A 17,407-nucleotide genomic window follows, 5' to 3' on the forward strand; every position below is an offset into this window, starting at 1 on the left:
TAAGAGGTAGGTTTTGTCCCAGCCTCTTTTTTTCGTTCGCCAAGCAGGGGTGAGTTCTACCGGTACACGCTTGGGAAAAATAGCGCGTAGCATGTACCGCAAGAGAGGTTTACTGGTACACGCTCAATAGAAATAGCGCGTAGCATGTACTGCAAGAGAGGTTTACCGGTACACGCTCGTCAGAAATAGTGCGTGGCATGTACCGCGAGAAAGCTTTAGTGGTACACGCTCGGCAAAAATAACACTTAGCATAAACCGCAATCGGAGTTATTGATACACCGTTGGCTGAACATAAAAAAATATATATTTTTGCAATACAAATGAAACCTTCTTAAGGGACTAATCGTAAACTAAATATAAGCGTTTTCACTCAGGGGGGTGCGAAGATGGATTTAATATGGATGATACTTGGAGCGGTTGTAGTTCTCTATATTTTAATAATGATTCCGTTCCAATATCGAAATATAGCGGCTACGAAGGAAGAATTAAAGAAAACTAAAAAAACACATAATGAAATGTATGAAGACATGTCTTTCGAGGAGCAACAGTTACAATATAACCTCCAAGGGAATTTGTTAAATCTACCATCAACATTAATCGCAACATTGATCTATAAATTACGTCATCGAGATAAATAATTGTTTAGGAGACCCTCAAGTTTTGAGGGTCTTTTTTCGTGATTAAAAATTATATATTATTTTTTTATAAAAACTGTAGGGTATAGTAGGGTTAAGTTCGTCTAATAGGGTAGAGAAGAGAGAAAGGGGGAGAGCACGATTCAGGATGAGATTCTGATTGAAAAGGCAAAAGCTGGCGATGAACATGCCTTTCGGTTATTTATTGAGAAATATAAGAATCTAGTATTCAAGGCGATTTATTCAGTTTTGCGTCATGAAAAGGATGCCGAGGATGCGACGCAGGAAGTGTTTCTGAAAATCTATTATGCCCTCCCCCAATATAGTTCACAGGGTATTAAAGCTTGGCTGACGCGAATTGCCGTGAACCATGCAATCGATGTGAAGCGGAAGAAACAACGGCAGCAAGAATTGATTCTTGAACCGGATGACCTCCCGACACTCTCTTCCCCAGAGGAAAATGTCGTATTGCCAATTTTACAAAAAGAACAAAGAGAACTGGTCAAAAGTCGCTTACACGATATGCCTGCGAATTATCGTAAAGTGATTGAAGCTTATTACATAGCAGAAAAAAGCTATAAACAAATTGCAGAAGAACAGCAGGTTGAAGTAAAGACGGTTGAAACAAAGCTATACCGAGCCCGAAATTGGATGAAAAAACATTGGAAGGAGGATGATTTTAGGTGAGACATTACAGAGACGAAGAATGGGTAATGTACGTAAAGGATGAATTAGCAGAATCAAGGCGGGAAGAACTTGAAGATCACCTGTATTCCTGTGACCAATGTTTAGAAATATATATGAAACTAGTAGAGGACCAAGCAGAGGAGCTCCCAGATATTGAAAATGATCATTTTACTGACGAGGTAGTAATGAAGCTTCCGCTGAAAAAGGAAAAACAAAAGAAGTCCATTTTACACAGTCCGATTTTCCATTATGGAGTTGCAGCGGTTGTGACATTAACACTAATGTCAACTGGGGTCTTCCAAAGTATGACGGGTATAGTCGGTACGGTGGAGGCATCTAGCTTTTCAAAGCAAAAACAAACTGTTTCAACTAGTTTGATGGAAAAAGCATTATCGGTTTTTGACTTAATCAATATAGATCAAGAGGAGGGAGAAAAATGAGTTATAATCCAGTGCTGGCATTTTTCTTATCATTTATTCCAGGTGTTGGCCATTTTTATGTAAATCGAAAGATAAGAGGGTTTATTTATGGAGTGGGAGCAGTCGGCTCTATATTAATAGGGATCTTTGGATGGATGATGACAGGTTTTGGAGATCCATTAGGTGTCGGCGTCATCTTTGCATTTTTCGTAACGGTGATTAATGTATTCGATATGATTATCTTTCTATTACGAAATAATAAGCACAATCAAAAGGAACAGGTGATTCAAACGGGAGATGAGCAAGTAATTGTTACACGAACGGATGATTCAGAACGTTTCTATACGATTATTCTTTCGTTTATCCCCGGGTTAGGGCATTTTCAACTAGGCTTATTGAACCGTGGATTGACCTTTCTAATCGGATTTTTCGGATTGGGAACCATGGTTGTGTTTATTTCCATTTTTACAGATCAAGGAGCATTCTTGGTGTTTTTAGGGATTCTACCGATTCTTTGGGTATATAACATGTTTGATGCGATTCAATTGATTGGGAAAAAACATCGAGGAGAAGAGTTAGTCGATAAAACGATTATCGAGGATTTTGAGGAAACAAGACGTGAGCAAGGGCGTAAAAGCAAAACGCTAGCCACAATTTTAGCGATTTTCCCAGGAGTGGGGCATTTGTATCTTGGCCTTCAAAAACGCGGTATACAGTTGATGGCTGCCTTTTTATTCGCGATTTATATTTTAGACGTTCTCAGGTTGTCGTTATTCCTGTTTTTAATCCCAATTATTTGGTTTTACAGCTTTTTTGATGCCCTACAAAAGGTGTCAAAGCATGGAGAAGAGGACCTTGAGGATGTACCGGTCGTTTCCTATATTGTCAACCATCAAAAATGGGTTGGATTTGGGCTAATTGCATTAGGAATTTACTATTTAATAGTTAATGTAGTCCTTCCTACGGTTGGTCCTACGATTATGAGAGTTTTCAATTTTGATATTCAATATTTTTACTACAATTACTTCCAAGGCACGATCATTTGTATCTTACTCATTGGCGGTGGCTTGAAATTGATGGTAGGTAGTAAAAAACGGAAGGAGAATGCGTAATGCGAAAATGGCGGGTTGGTTCAGTTTCGATGGGGTTGTCTTTAGTCTTGCTGGGTATTCTTCTTTTCCTATCACAGCTAAAAGGAATGCAAATGATGGAGCCGCTGCTGGTGTGGTGGCCAATCCTTCTGATTGTGTTGGGAATTGAAATAGTTGTCTATCTATTCATGTCAAAGCAGGAAAATCCAATTGTTAAATATGACTTCTTAAGTATTCTTTTTGTTGGGGTTATCGGAACCATTGGAATCGGGTTTACCTTGTTATCATCTGTAGGTCTTGTTGATGAGGTTCAAGGAGTGATTGGGGCAGAGCATCGTACAATGGATTTGCCAGCAATTGAAGAAAAGTTGGCAAGTGGCATCAAGCGTGTGGTCCTTGAAACGAACGGAGTAACAAGTAAAATTGAAGGATCAACTGCGAATGAACTTCATGTATTTGGCGTGTACCGTGCAACGGTTCACCCGAAGGCAGACCCAATCATTGCAAAAGCCAAGGATTATGTATTTATGAAGGTTGTCGGGGATACTGTGTACGTGACATTGAAGGAACCTGCAGATCAAACGGGACCATTTTCTACATATGCAACAATTGAACCCACGATTATTGTGCCAAGTTCGATTAGCTTAGAGGTGCGAGGTGAGCATAACCATGTTTCACTTTATCCGGGCTCCCTTGAAAATAACTGGGTTGTAGATGGAGCGTCAAATGTATCGGTTCATGTGAATGATAAGAGTGATATTCTGCTGTCAGCTGTTTCTAATAATGGGCTTGAGAATGGAAATATGGCATGGGATAAAATCGATACAACTGAACGTGGTGGAATTGAAGAGGTTTACGAGGAAAGTACCACCGAAAAATTATACAAGGGTACAAAAAAGTTGGGTGAAGGTACCTATAAGTTATCTATTTTTAATAGTGATCTTGTAACAGTAAATCTAGTTGAAAAAATGTAAGGATGAGTTGTGCGCTTTGGCTTTGGCTAAGCGCATTTTTTGAGTAATAGGTGTAAGTTAAGAGGGGCAACATAATAGTGTTTTTTGAATATAAATGATATAGTAAATAGGTGCGATAGAATTGGATTTTTTTGCTAATGGTCCAAATTGATTAAATTGATTGGATAAGCTATGATGTAAATGAAATGATAAGATTATCTTTTTTTAGGATGATGAAAAATGAAAAGAGCTCGTATTATATATAACCCAACTTCTGGTAGAGAGTTGTTTAAGAGACATCTGCCCGAGGTGTTAGAAAAGCTAGAAAAAGCAGGGTATGAAACATCATGTCATGCGACAACTGGCGCTGGCGATGCAACAAATGCAGCCCGAATTGCGGTCGAGAGAAAATATGATCTTGTAGTAGCCGCAGGTGGCGATGGAACCATTAACGAGGTTGTAAATGGCATGGCTGAGCAGGAATATCGCCCAACACTTGGAATCATTCCTGTTGGAACAACGAATGACTTTGCTCGTGCAATTGGAGTTCCTCGAAACATTGATGGTGCTTGTGACGTGATTGTAGAAGGAAACTCTGTTCCAATTGATATTGGCCGTATAAATGATAAATATTTTGTTAATATTGCAGGTGGGGGAAGGCTAACCGAGCTAACCTATGAGGTACCAAGCAAGCTGAAAACAATGCTTGGGCAGCTTGCTTATTATTTAAAAGGGATGGAGATGCTGCCATCAATTCGTCCAACTGAAGTGAGTATTGAGTATGATGGGAAACTGTTTGAGGGCGAGATCATGTTATTCCTCGTTTCCTTAACGAACTCTGTCGGAGGCTTTGAAAAGCTGGCACCAGACTCCTCAATGAATGACGGCTTGTTTGATTTGTTAATTTTAAAAAAGGCAAACCTTGCCGATTTTATTAAGGTCGCGACTTTGGCAATTCGTGGAGAGCATATTAATGACCCACATGTTCTTTACACAAAAGCAAATCGCGTAAAAGTAAATCCAACTGAAAAAATGCAAATCAATCTAGATGGAGAATACGGTGGCTTACTGCCAGGTGAATTCGTAAATCTGTACAAACATATTAATGTGCTAGTATCAAAAGAAAAAGCAGAAAAGATGGATTAAGATCTGGCGAGAGCCAGATTTTTTATTTTGGTTTCAAATCTAGGGACATTGGCATAACATCCCCCCGATATGTTACAATCAGTTCAGCATTTTGAACGCAAAGGAAGAATACACAATGACAAAACTGAAACCGCCGGTTGAAAAAAATACATACTATGATGTCACATTTGAAGATCTTACCCATGATGGAGCGGGTGTGGCTAAAATTGAAGGCTATCCGATCTTTGTTCCGAACGGTCTACCAGATGAGAAGGCAAAAATTAAAGTTACCAAAGTCAATAAAGGTTACGGCTTTGGCCGTCTAATAGAGCTTTACGAAAAAAGCCAATATCGCGTCGATGCCCCGTGTCCGATATATAAAGAATGCGGAGGCTGTCAGCTTCAACATCTCAGCTATGAAGGACAGTTAGTAGCGAAACAAAAACAGGTTCAGGAAGTGTTAACACGCATTGGTAAACTACAAAATATCAAGGTTCATCCTGTTCTTGGAATGGAAAATCCATGGCGATATCGGAATAAGGCACAGGTTCCAGTAGCAGACCGTGAAGGTGGTCTAGTTGCAGGGTTTTACCAACAGCGAAGTCATGAAATCATTGATATGGAAGCTTGTCTCATCCAGCAAGAGAAGAATGATTTGGTTGTGCAAACAGTGAAGACAATCTGTGAGAAATATGGAATACAGGCTTATGATGAGAAAAATAACAAAGGTACTCTTCGTCACATTATGGCACGTTATGGCTTGGTTTCAGGAGAAATTATGGTCGTACTTGTCACTAGAACGAGAGAGCTTCCACATAAAAATAAAATCATCTTAGAGATTACTGAAAACCTACCAGGTGTTAAATCAATCGTACAAAACATTAACTCCAAACAGACGAATGTGATTTTTGGAAATGAAACAAATGTCCTTTGGGGGGAAGAATATATTTACGATAATATTGGTGATATCAAGTTTGCGATTTCAGCAAGGTCGTTTTATCAAGTTAACCCTGAACAAACAAAGGTACTGTATGATCAAGCGTTGGAGTATGCAGGGTTAACAGGGGAAGAGACAGTTATTGATGCCTATTGTGGAATTGGAACCATTTCGTTATTTTTAGCCCAGAAGGCAAAGAAAGTGTATGGAGTTGAAATTGTACCTGAAGCGATTGAGGATGCGAAGCGAAATGCTGCCCTAAATCATATCGATAATGCAGAGTTTGCAGTTGGAGAGGCAGAGGTTGTCATCCCAAATTGGTATAAAGACGGAGTTAGAGCGGATGTCATTGTCGTTGACCCTCCTCGCAAGGGTTGTGATGAGGCGTTATTACAAACGATTTTACAAATGAAGCCGAAGAAAGTTGTTTATGTTTCGTGTAACCCGGCAACTCTTGCAAGGGACCTTCGAATTTTAGAAGATGGTGGATATGAAACAGCCGAGGTGCAACCTGTAGATATGTTTCCGCACACGGTGCACTGTGAAGCAGTCGCAAAGTTAATTTTAAAATAAAAGCTTAGTAAATAAACATGGAAGTGGGAGGACAAGGTTGATGGTAAAAGAAAAATTAAAAGCTAAAATTCTCGAAATTGTGGATAATCAGATTAACATCAATGACCCAAAGTGTACGAAAGAAACTTTGGAACGATTGGTCAACTCAGGTTTCTCAGAAATAGAGTCTAAAGAAATGATCGGCAGAGTGCTTATTGAAGAAATGTATGAACTTTTGAAAAACCAAGTTCCTTTTAATGAAAAGCGTTATGCAGAAAAATTAAGTATGCTTCAGTAGGGTTCTGTCCCTGATAAAATGAAAAAAATTTTTCCGAAAGCCCCCATTAAACTATCTTGTTTATTGGGGGTTTTTTGATGCCAAGCTTCTTAGACGTCAAAAAATCTGTACTAATCGAACATTTTCGTAAAAACCCATTTTTAATCAAACGTTTGATTAACGGATTACCTCAGTTGTATCAACGACTTACAATTTCAAATAAACGTTTGTTTGAACGGAATTGATATTGTTAAGCAAGCGGAAATACAAACTGTACTAGTCGAAATTTGGTAACAAAGTTTGGATGATTCACAGCATGATGTGGCCTGCGAAAGGGGATTCTAGTATTAAAAGGGGGTTAATCTATGGAATCAACGTATAAAGGTACAAACAAAATGATAATTGGAATTGTATTTGGTGTTATTACATTCTGGTTATTTGCGCAAGCAATGGTCAATATAGTTCCTGCCGTTCAAGAAGATTTAGGTATATCACTTGGAACGTTGAACATTGCGATCAGTTTAACGGCTTTATTCTCCGGATTATTTATCGTGGCTGCAGGTGGTCTAGCTGACAAAATAGGTCGAAAAAAGATTGCCTATTTTGGCTTTATTTTAAGTATTGTCGGCTCACTTTGTTTAGTAATAGCTCAAGGCGCTGTATTGCTAATTATTGGACGTATTATTCAAGGTGTTTCAGCAGCATGTATTATGCCATCAACAATTGCGTTAATGAAAGCTTATTTTGAGGGTGCAGAACGACAACGTGCACTCAGTTATTGGTCGATTGGTTCTTGGGGAGGGTCAGGAGTTGCTTCTTTTGCAGGTGGTACAATCGCAACTTCATTAGGATGGCGCTGGATTTTCGTATTTTCGATTATCTTTGCAATCGTTGGTATGTTTCTATTAAAGGATACACCAGAAAGTAAACAACCATCTTCTGGAGCTTTTAAATTCGATTACTCTGGCTTAGCCATTTTTATCGTAACGATGATTGCCCTAAATGTATTTATTACATATGGAGCTGATTTAGGATGGACAAGTCCAATTTCGCTGGGCCTTGCAGCAGTAACAATAATAGGTCTTCTCCTTTTCATTAAAGTAGAGAAGAGTAAAGAAATAGTTCTAATTGATTTTGCTGTATTTAAAAATGCGCCCTATACTGGTGCAACTGTATCCAACTTCTTACTGAATGCGATTGCTGGTACGTTAGTTGTAGCGAACACGTATGTACAAGTAGGTAGAGGTTTTAACTCATTTCAGTCAGGTATGTTGTCCCTAGGGTATTTAGTAGCAGTGTTGGCAATGATTCGCGTTGGGGAAAAAATCCTACAAAAAGTTGGGGCAAAAAAGCCAATGGTTTGGGGCGCAACTATCACAACGATTGGAGTGGGTGTCATGGGCTTAACATTCTTGCCTGATCTTGCTTATACAATTGTTGTATTTATTGGATTTGCATTATTTGGATTAGGCCTTGGAATTTATGCCACGCCTTCAACAGATACTTCTGTATCAAATGCACCAGCTGAAAAGGTGGGAGAAGCAGCTGGTGTATATAAAATGGCAAGTTCACTTGGTAGTGCATTCGGTGTAGCAATTTCAGCTACAGCTTACGCGGCAATAGCAGCTAATGGGAACCTAGAATTTGCAGCTACGGTCGGTATCATTGTTAACGTCATCTTCGGACTATTATCGATACTATCGATTATCATGCTGGTACCAAAAGATGCTGGACAAACAACAAGTGAAGTTAAACCAAATCATGCTTCTAAAAAAACAACAAATCAAGAACCTGTTTTAGAATAGTCGAAAAGGAGCACGATCCGATGAAAGATCAAATAATGGAAATGTTAGAATCGCGCAAGGATGAAATCATTGAAATTCGCAGACATTTACATGAAAATCCTGAGCTTTCCTTTAAAGAAGAAAAAACCGCTCAGTATATTCTAGAGTTTTATAAAGGAAAAGATGTAGAGGTTCAATCCAATGTTGGGAATGGTTATGGAATTGTTGTGACCATAAAAGGTGGTAAGTCTGGAAAAAACATTGGCCTGCGTGCGGACTTTGATGCACTTCCCATTGTTGAAGAAACAGATGTACCGTTTAAATCAAAGACTGAAGGTGTGATGCACGCGTGTGGTCATGATGGTCATACAGCATATTTGTTAGTACTAGCGGATTGTTTAATTCAATTAAAAAATGAAATACCCGGTACAATCAAAATTATCCACCAGCATGCCGAAGAGGTTCCGCCCGGTGGGGCGAAAAGTATTGTAGAAACTGGTATTCTTGATGATTTAGATCATGTATTCGGTATCCACCTGCTCCCACTAGGTCCGGCAGGGACAGTTGGGTATCATGCAGGATATTCATTCAACGGAAGAGCTTATATGAAATTAAAAGTTCAAGGTAGAGGTGGACATGGCTCATCCCCACATTTGGCAAATGATGCGATTGTGGCAGGGGCACATTTTGTAACAGCCGTTCAAACAATCATTAGCCGTCGATTAAGCCCGTTTGAAACTGGTGTAATTACGATAGGGTCATTTGATGGAAAAGGCACATTTAATGTTATCAAAGATAGCGTAGAGCTTGAAGGTGACATTCGTTATATGACGGATGAAACAAAGGAAAAAATTGAAAAAGAAGTGAAACGACTTGCTAGTGGTCTTGAAGAAGAATTCGGAGTAACATGTGAGCTAACATACAAAACGGATTATCCGCCTCTATACAATGATCCTGAATTAACAGCAAAAGTTGCGGAGTATCTAAACAATGCAAATGACAAAGACATTAAAGAAGTAAAGGAATTCCCAGCAATGGCACCATCTGAAGATTTTGCTTATTATGCGGAAAAATTCCCTTCTTGTTTCTTCTATATTGCATGTACGCCAAAGGGGGAAAAGGATCCTTATTTCAATCATCATCCTAAATTTGATATTGATGAAGATGCTCTCCTTGTCGCTGCAAAAGCAGTCGGAACTGTCGTTTGTGGATTTTATGAATTAGATTAGGGTACTTATCCAAAACAAAGCCCATTCAACAAGTGGTATGTTGGATGGGCTTTAACCTTATTACGATAAAGGCATTTCTCTCAGTTTTGTACGAACCTGTTTAACTGATTTTTTCTTTTGTGACATTCTTACATAGATATTATTAGATAAAAGTGAAACGATGATTAAGATCGTGCCAAGAAGATCGAACATCGTTACCTGATTACCCTGAAAAATCGAAATTAAGAGCGTTGTAACGGGAACAAAGTTAATGAACAGTAACCCGTTTAACGGTGATAATATGCTCACACCAATATTCCAACCGAGTAATGCAATCACCCCAGGGAAAATGATCATAAATATTAAATGAGGGCTTACAGCCATCATACTTTCTACTGTTGGAACGGGTAGATTTCCGAACAATGTTGCACCAAATGTAATTACAATGGCGGTAATAGTTCCAAGTAAACAACTTAAAGTTGAATAACGTAAAGCAGACCAACCACTAAATTCACTACCACCCATTGTGTAAATGACCCATCCAATAACGGCGATAAAGATTAGTAATGAAGGTATAAAGTCATCAGTTGCTCCAAGAAAGGCTTTAACATCACCTTTTGTAATCACCAACATTGCGCCAATGAATGACACGATTACACATCCTAATGTGAATAAATGCGGGCGTTTCCTAAAAATCATCCATACAATTACAACGGAGATCATCGGCATAAGTGATTCCATAATGGATGCGACCATTACACCAGAAGCCCCTAATAAGTCTTCACCCCAGAAGATAAAAAGGTTATAGACGGTGAAAGCCATCGTACCGAAAAACCATAATTGAAGTCCTTTTCCTTCAAAGCGGAAGGCTTGCTTTCCTTCTTTCCATAATAAGATGGCCACTAAAATAATCGTTACAGCGCCATAACGAATAATTGTAAAATAAAAGGGATCAAGATGTTTAAATGCTGCATGAGCTACAGGAAACATTGCTCCCCATGATACTGCAGCAATAAAACACAAAATCGCTCCGAGTAGTACACTATTTTTCACTTTCCTCTACCTCTTTCAGTCTCTCAATAAGCTTTCATAATCATCATCTTAAATCGATTTGAATATCTTGTAAAATGAATAAAAACAATGATTAATATCATTTTTATTGATATCATAGTTATAGAGATAAATGTACGAAAAGGAGGAGTAAACGTGGAATTTAAAGACTTAGAGATTTTTCAGATGGTAGCAGAAAAAGGAACAATTACAGAAGTGGCAAAAGAGTTGAGTTACGTTCAATCCAATATTACATCTCGGATTCAAAAGCTCGAGGCTGAACTGAATACCCCTTTGTTTAACCGTCATCGTCGGGGGATGACATTGACACCCGAGGGGAAGAAACTATTAACCTATAGTAAAAAGATATTATTGTTAACAGATGAAATGAAAAAAGCCGTTCAAAATAAAAATGAGCCGTCTGGTAAATTAGAAATTGGAACAGTTGAAACTGTCATTCATTTACCAAAAATATTATCTACCTATACTAAAAAATATAAAAATGTGGATCTGTCATTATTTACAGGTGTCACTGAAGATTTAGAAGAACAAGTGTTAAATCATAAGCTGGATGGAGCATTCGTTTCAGAATCAGACTTTCATCCTGACCTTGTGTCGCATGACGTATTGCAAGAGGAGCTTGTGTTAATATCAGATATTCGTACAACCTCATTGGAAGAGTCGAAGGAGGAAACCATTCTTTGCTTTAGTGAAGGCTGCGGATACCGAGCGAGATTTAAAGCTTGGTATAAAGACCAAAATCTCACACCACGAAAAGTGATGGAATTCGGTACATTAGAAACGATCTTGCGTAGCGTAGTCGTTGGACTTGGTGTGGCATTCGTCCCGAAGTCAGCAGTTACCCATTTGGAGCAAAGTGGACTCATCAGGTGTTATACCCTTCCAGATCAATACAGCAAAATCAAAACCGTTTTTATAAGAAGAGCCGATACGTACTTAACCTCAACTTTGGAAAAGTTTATTGAAACCATCGAAACGAATAACCAGAAAACAATATAAAAAAATAGGGTTGTTCCCTTTAGTCTAGAAATGACTTGGGGGACAACCCTTTACTATCTTCTTTGCGTTATTCAGTTTTTATCCATACTTGCGACCATTTTTCAATTTCTCTTAAAATGGGTTCGATGCTATGTCCTCTTTCTGTTAGTGAATACTCAATAATAACAGGCGTTTCCGGTATAACCTCACGTTTAACCAATCCTTGGTGCTCTAGGTCCTTTAAACGATCTGATAATACCTTTCCACTTATACCAATTGAAGATTGTATCTCATTAAACCTTTGTGGCCCTACTAATAATTGATAGATAACCAAAGCTGTCCATCTTTGACTTAATAGAGACATTGCTTTTTCAAATTTCGGGCAGATTGTAGGTTGTTTCATTTTTAAATGCACCTCTCTTAATCATCATTGTACTAAAATGAAAAATTAATTACAATTGGAAATTTAATTACTTGACAATAACTAATTATATAAATACACTTACTTACATAAAGTAACTTAATTTTAAAAATGAAATGTTATGTAAAAGGGAAAGTTATAAAGAAGATTATGGATTATCAAGGAGGATAATTATGGGATATCACACAAAACCAACCACATTTGTGGGACATGTCAAAATAAAGGTTGAAAAGCTAGAACGTTCATTACAGTTCTATAAGGATATACTTGGTTTTGATATTTTGGAACGAACAGACTCATCAGCAAAACTAACAACTGATGGAAAGACAAGTATACTATCACTAGAACAACCTGAAAATGTTGTACCAAAACAGGGAAGAACAACTGGACTCTATCATTTTGCTCTTCTTTTACCCACAAAAACTGATTTAGCTAATATCGTAGTTCATCTAATTGAAAAAGGGGTACGCTTTGGCTCTTCTGACCATCTAGTTAGTGAAGCTTTATATCTTAATGATCCTGATGGTAACCAAATTGAAATCTATATAGACCGCGATCCCTCTGAATGGGATTGGAATGGTGAAGAAGTAGATATGGCTGTTGATCCGCTAGATTTTGAAAGATTATTAACAAATATTGTGCCAGGTAAGACATGGGAAGGGATGCCAGAGGAAACGTTAATGGGGCATATCCACTTACATGTAGCCGAGTTACAAAAGACCGAAGAGTTTTATGTGAAAGGACTTGGAATGGATGTTGTAAATCGTTATGGTACACAGGCATTATTCCTTTCGTCCGGAAAGTACCACCACCATATTGGGGTTAATACATGGAATGGAGTAGGGGCACCCAAGCCACCTAAAAATGGTGTTGGGCTTGAATCGTATACACTCATTTTGCCAACTGAAGAAGCCCGTGATGGAATCGTGGATAATTTGAAAAAGATTGGCGCAGATGTGGTCGAAGAGAACAATACGGTTATCACATTTGACCCTTCAGGAAATCAAATTGAGTTAGCTATCTAGTGAAGGGAGGAAATCTTAATGACTCAAGACAAGAAAAGTGATTTTGAAATTGGGATTTACACTCTTGCTGATATTGGACCAGATCCCCTTACAGGAAAGACCATTACGGCAAAAGAAAGAGTGAAAGAAATTATTCAAGCTGCAAAATTTGCGGATGAGGCAGGACTTGATGTATTTGGAATAGGAGAACATCATCGTCTAGACTATGCTTCTTCTTCTCCTGCGGTTATATTGGCTGCTATTGCACAAGGTACCAAACAAATTAGATTAACGAGTACAACGAGTGTATTAAGTACGCTTGATCCAGTTCGTCTATTTGAGGATTTTTCCACATTGGATTTACTTTCAGATGGTCGTGCAGAAATACTGGCCGGTAGAGGAGCATTTATCGAATCATTTCCTCTTTTCGGTTATAGCACAAATGATTATGATGAATTGTTTGAAGAACATATGGACTTATTATTACAATTAACTCAAAATGAGACTGTCACTTGGTCGGGGAAGTTTCGTTCTTCTTTGAGGAATGCTGAAATTGCCCCAAGACCAGTACAGGAAAATTTACCAGTTTGGATTGGAGTTGGAGGTACACCTGAAAGTGCCGTTCGTGCTGGAAGATTTGGGGTGGGGATGGCTTTAGCAATTCTAGGTGGTCATCCAAAACGATTTAAGCCACTTGTCGATCTTTATCGTCAAGCAGGAATAGAGGCTGGACATAACCCCCAAGACTTGAAGGTGGGTGTAACAGGCCATGCTTATCTAGCTGAAACAACTCAGCAAGCAAAGGATGAGTTTTACCCTTATTACTCCAATTACTGGGAATATGTTAACCGTCAGCGTGGAATGGGAACAAGGATGTCAAGGACTGACTTTGAACATATGGCAAGTCCAGACACAGCTTTGTTCGTGGGAAGTCCACAGCAAGTCGCTGAAAAAATCCTCACACAATACGAGCTCTTTGGGCACAAACGATTTCTTGCTCAGTTAGATATAGGTGGTCAACCTTTTAAAAATGTAGCAAAAGGTATTGAATTGTTAGCAACGGAGGTTGCTCCAATCGTTCGAAGAGAAACAAGTAAGTAATGGATACGAACAATCTGTACTAATCGGCTATTTTCGAGAAACCCCATTTTCAAACAAGCGTTTGTTTAATGGGTTTTTCCTTATATATCAATAACTTGCGAATTTAATTAAACGTTTGTTTGAATGAATTTTGTATTGTTGAGTAGGTTAAAAGAAGTGCTGTACTAGTCCATTATTGTTATTAATGTGTCAATTCGAAGTCAACTCTTTCTCTTAACTAATATCTTGTTCTATAATGGTGGTGGGGTGAAAGACATGGCGCGTGAACGTAAATTTACAACTGAGGAATTATATAGGACAACTGAGGAACTACTTCTAACACATCATTATGAAGGGTTCCAGTTTAGTTTGGTTGCTGATCATTTGCATGTTTCCCGAGGAGCAATCTATAAGTATTTTGAAAACAAGGAAGAATTGATTACGGAATATATGCTTTATAAAATGGAGCAATTTCTCCATGAGCTAAAGGAAATTAACTCAATTGAAGGCTTTCATGCACAATTTGATTTTCTTCTTAACCTCATGTTTAAGAATCCGGAGCTTTATCAACTTATAGAAATTGGGAAGCGTGTTCCGGTCCACATAAATGAAAAAGTGAAAGAAAATAAGGAAAAACTTGAAAGCTATCACATTGAGATGTACCGTTGTGTGCAGGGCCTAATTGAATCGGCTAAAAGGGAACAACAATTGAATCCGAATATCCCTGATCCTGTCGTCTTAGGTTATATTTTTCAATCAGTCGCAATTCCGAATCATTTTGGCATTCCTAATGATAAGTGGGTTCAGTCGATTAAAGAAATGATTTGTCACGGAATCTTCAAAGACTTCTAATTGACACGGGTGTCACTTTAAAAGATAATTATCGTGACAACAGTGTCAATTTTTTTATACAAAGTGACATAGGTGTTACTTTTGAAAAAAGAGGTGGGGTAAATTTGAAAAACATGTTACAAGCCATTACAGATAAAGTCACCACAAAAAAAGGAATGTGGATTACATTAGCATCTTGGCTTATTATCACGATATTATTAGCTGTTTTTGCGCCGAACGCAAAGGATTATGAGGTCTCGAGGATTGACTCACTTCCTGATGATGCACAGTCGTTAATTGCCCAAAGTAAGGTGGATGAGTATTTCAAGGATAGTAATGGGACTCCAGCAATCTTGGTCTTTCAATCAAATGAAGAACAATTCTCATTTCAAGATCTTGTAGATGTATCTAGTCAAATTGAGAATGCTGAAATTCCTGGGGTCGAGCAGGTAGTTCCTTTATCAACCTTGCCACCGCAGGCTGCTACAGGATTCTTTTCAGAGGACCAATCAACTGCTTTTCTTCCAATCATGTTTGATTCATCATTAGAAACAACGGAAATCCGCGATTCCAAGGATGAAATTTTAAAGGTGGTTGAAGAAAACTCAGATTTAACTTTGTATGTAACGGGTCCAGCGGGTATTGCAACAGATTCACTGGATTTATTTTCAAGGGCAGACCTAGTGTTAATTTTATCAACGGTAGGGTTAATCTTAATTTTATTAATTGTGATTTATCGTTCACCGTTGTTAGCTTTAATACCGTTATTAGCAGCTGTCTTTGTATATGAAGTGACTATGCAATCATTAGGTTTACTAGGGAAAGCTGGTTTACAATTAAGTAATCAGACAATCTCGATTATGTCGATTCTATTATTTGCGGCTGTTATTGATTATTCGTTATTCGTATTCTCGCGGTTTCGCGAGGAGCTTAAGAATTATGAAAATAAATATGATGCGATGAGAGCTGCCATGAAAGAGGTAGGGATGCCTGTCTTTTTCTCAGGTGGGACTGTGTTAGCAGCGATGCTAGTGTTATTCTTCGCAGACCTTGGAGATTATCGTAATTTTGCTCCAACTTTCGGCACAACAATGGTGATCATCATGATAGCATCCGTTACACTCGTGCCAGCATTATTTACACTTTTCGGTAGAAAATCATTCTGGCCAAAGGTACCAAAAGTAGGGGAAGCGAAAGTAAAAGATAACTCCATCTGGAGCAAAATAGGAAGAATGGTTGTTAAAAAACCAGGATTGTATGTCGCAATTGTAGGGATTTTTCTTCTTATTTCTGCGGCCAATATGTTTAACTTAAATTACGAATTCGACACGATGAAATCATTTCCAGAGGATATGCCATCACGACAAGGATATGAACTCATCGAGGAGAAGTTTGCAAAAGGTGAGCTTGCACCGTCAACAGTCTTATTTGAGGGGAAAGAGGCAGCTACGCAGGAAGAGCAGGATGCGCTACGTGATGAATTACTAGCTCAAGATCTTGTAAGTGAAGTTAGAATCAACGGAACTGCTGAAGAAAATCGAGTTCTAAATTTCTCTTTAACGTTTGAAGAAGGACCATATGATATCAAAACAATTGACGCGATGGAGAAGATGATTTCAAACTCTGAAACAATTTTGACTGACGCAGATGTAGATGGAGAACTCTACTTTGCAGGTGAAACCGCAACTAAAGTGGATGATCGAGCAACAAATAATCGAGACGTTATTTTAATTGTCATACTTGAAACGATTTTAATTTTTGGTATGCTAATTGTTCTTACAAAGTCATTTAAGATGCCGATTTATATGATGGGTACAATCTTAGTCTCATTTTTAGCAGCATTAGGATTAGGTATGTTTTTAACAAACTTATTCTTTGATATCGACACGATCGCGAATCGTGTTCCATTGTACGCATTTGTGTTCCTAGTTGCACTTGGAATCGATTATAATATTATGCTAATCTCAAGGTTCCAGGAAGAAAGAAGAAACCATTCAGTAAAAGAAGCCGTACAAATTGCTGTCGCAAAAACAGGAGGAGTCATCTCATCTGCGGGTGTCATCTTAGCCGCCACCTTTGCGGTCCTCATGACACAGCCGGTTCAATTATTATTTGTCTTCGGCTTTATTGTAGCGGTAGGAATTTTGTTAGATACATTCTTAATCCGCGGAGTATTGTTACCTGGGTTAATCGTACTCTTAGAAAAGGATAAGGCAGTAAGTAAAGAAAATTAGTGATAGAAAAAGGCCTGTATCTTTTTGGATACAGGCCTTTGTTATGAAGGGGAATTCCGCTCGCTGTCGTTAGAGTTATCCTCTTCATCGGTCTTATGAAGGGGAAATCGACTCGCTGTC

General features: G+C 38.4%; 18 protein-coding genes. 16 read left to right on the top strand and 2 right to left on the bottom strand.

All coding sequences use genetic code 11. From position 1 onward, the window contains the following. The first annotated feature begins 386 nt into the window (after nucleotides 1-386). The 11 genes from CKK03_RS01875 (at nucleotide 387) to CKK03_RS01920 (ending at nucleotide 9,689) form a co-directional block, all read left to right on the top strand. On the top strand, nucleotides 387-638 hold the full coding sequence (locus tag CKK03_RS01875) for a DUF3949 domain-containing protein (RefSeq protein WP_099360938.1): 252 nt from the start codon (nucleotides 387-389) through the stop codon (nucleotides 636-638). 201 nt (nucleotides 639-839) lie between these two features. Then, nucleotides 840-1,322, top strand: coding sequence for a sigma-70 family RNA polymerase sigma factor (locus CKK03_RS01880; RefSeq protein WP_425432835.1), 483 nt, complete (start codon nucleotides 840-842; stop codon nucleotides 1,320-1,322). Continuing rightward, nucleotides 1,319-1,762, top strand: coding sequence for an anti-sigma factor family protein (locus tag CKK03_RS01885; RefSeq protein WP_099360940.1), 444 nt, complete (start codon nucleotides 1,319-1,321; stop codon nucleotides 1,760-1,762). The genes CKK03_RS01880 and CKK03_RS01885 overlap by 4 nt, the downstream gene beginning before the upstream one ends. Next, a complete protein-coding gene (locus CKK03_RS01890; protein ID WP_099360941.1) occupies nucleotides 1,759-2,853 on the top strand; it encodes a hypothetical protein in 1,095 nt (364 codons plus the stop codon). Before CKK03_RS01885 ends, CKK03_RS01890 begins: the two co-directional genes overlap by 4 nt. After that, a complete protein-coding gene (locus tag CKK03_RS01895; RefSeq protein WP_099360942.1) occupies nucleotides 2,853-3,806 on the top strand; it encodes a LiaF transmembrane domain-containing protein in 954 nt (317 codons plus the stop codon). Before CKK03_RS01890 ends, CKK03_RS01895 begins: the two co-directional genes overlap by 1 nt. A 219-nt stretch (nucleotides 3,807-4,025) precedes the next feature. Continuing rightward, nucleotides 4,026-4,931: a diacylglycerol kinase gene (locus CKK03_RS01900; RefSeq protein ID WP_099360943.1), complete on the top strand. Its 906-nt coding sequence runs from the start codon at nucleotides 4,026-4,028 to the stop codon at nucleotides 4,929-4,931. A 115-nt stretch (nucleotides 4,932-5,046) separates the two neighbouring features. Continuing rightward, nucleotides 5,047-6,420, top strand: a complete 1,374-nt coding sequence (gene rlmD, locus CKK03_RS01905; RefSeq protein WP_099360944.1) for a 23S rRNA (uracil(1939)-C(5))-methyltransferase RlmD — start codon at nucleotides 5,047-5,049, stop codon at nucleotides 6,418-6,420. Nucleotides 6,421-6,460: 40 nt separating this feature from the next. Then, nucleotides 6,461-6,697 (top strand): hypothetical protein, encoded by a 237-nt coding sequence (locus CKK03_RS01910; protein WP_099354983.1) that lies wholly within the window; start codon nucleotides 6,461-6,463, stop codon nucleotides 6,695-6,697. A 77-nt stretch (nucleotides 6,698-6,774) separates the two neighbouring features. After that, a complete protein-coding gene (locus CKK03_RS23545) occupies nucleotides 6,775-6,921 on the top strand; it encodes a hypothetical protein (protein WP_180271120.1) in 147 nt (48 codons plus the stop codon). 120 nt (nucleotides 6,922-7,041) lie between these two features. Beyond that, nucleotides 7,042-8,481 carry an MFS transporter gene (locus CKK03_RS01915; RefSeq protein WP_099360945.1) on the top strand — a complete coding sequence of 480 codons (1,440 nt, stop codon included), beginning with the start codon at nucleotides 7,042-7,044 and terminating at the stop codon, nucleotides 8,479-8,481. Nucleotides 8,482-8,501: 20 nt separating this feature from the next. Further along, nucleotides 8,502-9,689, top strand: a complete 1,188-nt coding sequence (locus tag CKK03_RS01920) for an amidohydrolase (protein WP_099360946.1) — start codon at nucleotides 8,502-8,504, stop codon at nucleotides 9,687-9,689. Nucleotides 9,690-9,749: 60 nt separating this feature from the next. Here the strand turns inward: CKK03_RS01920 and CKK03_RS01925 are convergent, their stop codons facing one another. Further along, on the bottom strand, nucleotides 9,750-10,721 hold the full coding sequence (locus CKK03_RS01925) for a DMT family transporter (protein ID WP_099360947.1): 972 nt from the start codon (nucleotides 10,719-10,721) through the stop codon (nucleotides 9,750-9,752). 153 nt (nucleotides 10,722-10,874) lie between these two features. Between CKK03_RS01925 and CKK03_RS01930 the strand changes: the two genes are divergently transcribed. Beyond that, nucleotides 10,875-11,738 (top strand): LysR family transcriptional regulator, encoded by an 864-nt coding sequence (locus tag CKK03_RS01930; protein ID WP_099360948.1) that lies wholly within the window; start codon nucleotides 10,875-10,877, stop codon nucleotides 11,736-11,738. Between the two features lie 67 nt (nucleotides 11,739-11,805). Here the strand turns inward: CKK03_RS01930 and CKK03_RS01935 are convergent, their stop codons facing one another. Next, on the bottom strand, nucleotides 11,806-12,120 hold the full coding sequence (locus CKK03_RS01935) for a winged helix-turn-helix transcriptional regulator (RefSeq protein WP_099360949.1): 315 nt from the start codon (nucleotides 12,118-12,120) through the stop codon (nucleotides 11,806-11,808). A 191-nt stretch (nucleotides 12,121-12,311) separates the two neighbouring features. On the opposite strand from CKK03_RS01935, the gene CKK03_RS01940 reads away from it, so the two are divergent. The 4 genes from CKK03_RS01940 to CKK03_RS01955 all read left to right on the top strand — a co-directional run bounded on the left by CKK03_RS01940 (nucleotide 12,312) and on the right by CKK03_RS01955 (nucleotide 17,287). Further along, nucleotides 12,312-13,163 (top strand): VOC family protein, encoded by an 852-nt coding sequence (locus CKK03_RS01940; RefSeq protein ID WP_099360950.1) that lies wholly within the window; start codon nucleotides 12,312-12,314, stop codon nucleotides 13,161-13,163. A gap of 18 nt (nucleotides 13,164-13,181) precedes the next feature. Beyond that, nucleotides 13,182-14,243, top strand: a complete 1,062-nt coding sequence (locus CKK03_RS01945) for an LLM class flavin-dependent oxidoreductase (RefSeq protein WP_099360951.1) — start codon at nucleotides 13,182-13,184, stop codon at nucleotides 14,241-14,243. 255 nt (nucleotides 14,244-14,498) lie between these two features. Then, nucleotides 14,499-15,074, top strand: a complete 576-nt coding sequence (locus CKK03_RS01950; protein WP_099360952.1) for a TetR/AcrR family transcriptional regulator — start codon at nucleotides 14,499-14,501, stop codon at nucleotides 15,072-15,074. Between the two features lie 104 nt (nucleotides 15,075-15,178). Continuing rightward, a complete protein-coding gene (locus CKK03_RS01955; RefSeq protein ID WP_099360953.1) occupies nucleotides 15,179-17,287 on the top strand; it encodes an MMPL family transporter in 2,109 nt (702 codons plus the stop codon). Nucleotides 17,288-17,407: the final 120 nt, after the last annotated feature.

Source organism: Fredinandcohnia onubensis, from assembly GCF_002734215.1.
In the GTDB taxonomy this organism is placed as follows: domain Bacteria; phylum Bacillota; class Bacilli; order Bacillales; family Bacillaceae_L; genus Ferdinandcohnia; species Ferdinandcohnia onubensis.

Excerpts from the sequence above, each read along its gene's own strand:
- CKK03_RS01875 (WP_099360938.1), top strand. The coding sequence starts at position 387 with ATGGATTTAATATGGATGATACTTGGAGCGGTTGTAGTTCTCTATATT.
- CKK03_RS01890 (WP_099360941.1), top strand. The coding sequence starts at position 1,759 with ATGAGTTATAATCCAGTGCTGGCATTTTTCTTATCATTTATTCCAGGT.
- CKK03_RS01895 (WP_099360942.1), top strand. The coding sequence starts at position 2,853 with ATGCGAAAATGGCGGGTTGGTTCAGTTTCGATGGGGTTGTCTTTAGTC.
- CKK03_RS01900 (WP_099360943.1), top strand. The coding sequence starts at position 4,026 with ATGAAAAGAGCTCGTATTATATATAACCCAACTTCTGGTAGAGAGTTG.
- rlmD (WP_099360944.1), top strand. The coding sequence starts at position 5,047 with ATGACAAAACTGAAACCGCCGGTTGAAAAAAATACATACTATGATGTC.
- CKK03_RS01910 (WP_099354983.1), top strand. The coding sequence starts at position 6,461 with ATGGTAAAAGAAAAATTAAAAGCTAAAATTCTCGAAATTGTGGATAAT.
- CKK03_RS23545 (WP_180271120.1), top strand. The coding sequence starts at position 6,775 with ATGCCAAGCTTCTTAGACGTCAAAAAATCTGTACTAATCGAACATTTT.
- CKK03_RS01915 (WP_099360945.1), top strand. The coding sequence starts at position 7,042 with ATGGAATCAACGTATAAAGGTACAAACAAAATGATAATTGGAATTGTA.
- CKK03_RS01920 (WP_099360946.1), top strand. The coding sequence starts at position 8,502 with ATGAAAGATCAAATAATGGAAATGTTAGAATCGCGCAAGGATGAAATC.
- CKK03_RS01935 (WP_099360949.1), bottom strand. The coding sequence starts at position 12,120 with ATGAAACAACCTACAATCTGCCCGAAATTTGAAAAAGCAATGTCTCTA.
- CKK03_RS01940 (WP_099360950.1), top strand. The coding sequence starts at position 12,312 with ATGGGATATCACACAAAACCAACCACATTTGTGGGACATGTCAAAATA.
- CKK03_RS01945 (WP_099360951.1), top strand. The coding sequence starts at position 13,182 with ATGACTCAAGACAAGAAAAGTGATTTTGAAATTGGGATTTACACTCTT.
- CKK03_RS01950 (WP_099360952.1), top strand. The coding sequence starts at position 14,499 with ATGGCGCGTGAACGTAAATTTACAACTGAGGAATTATATAGGACAACT.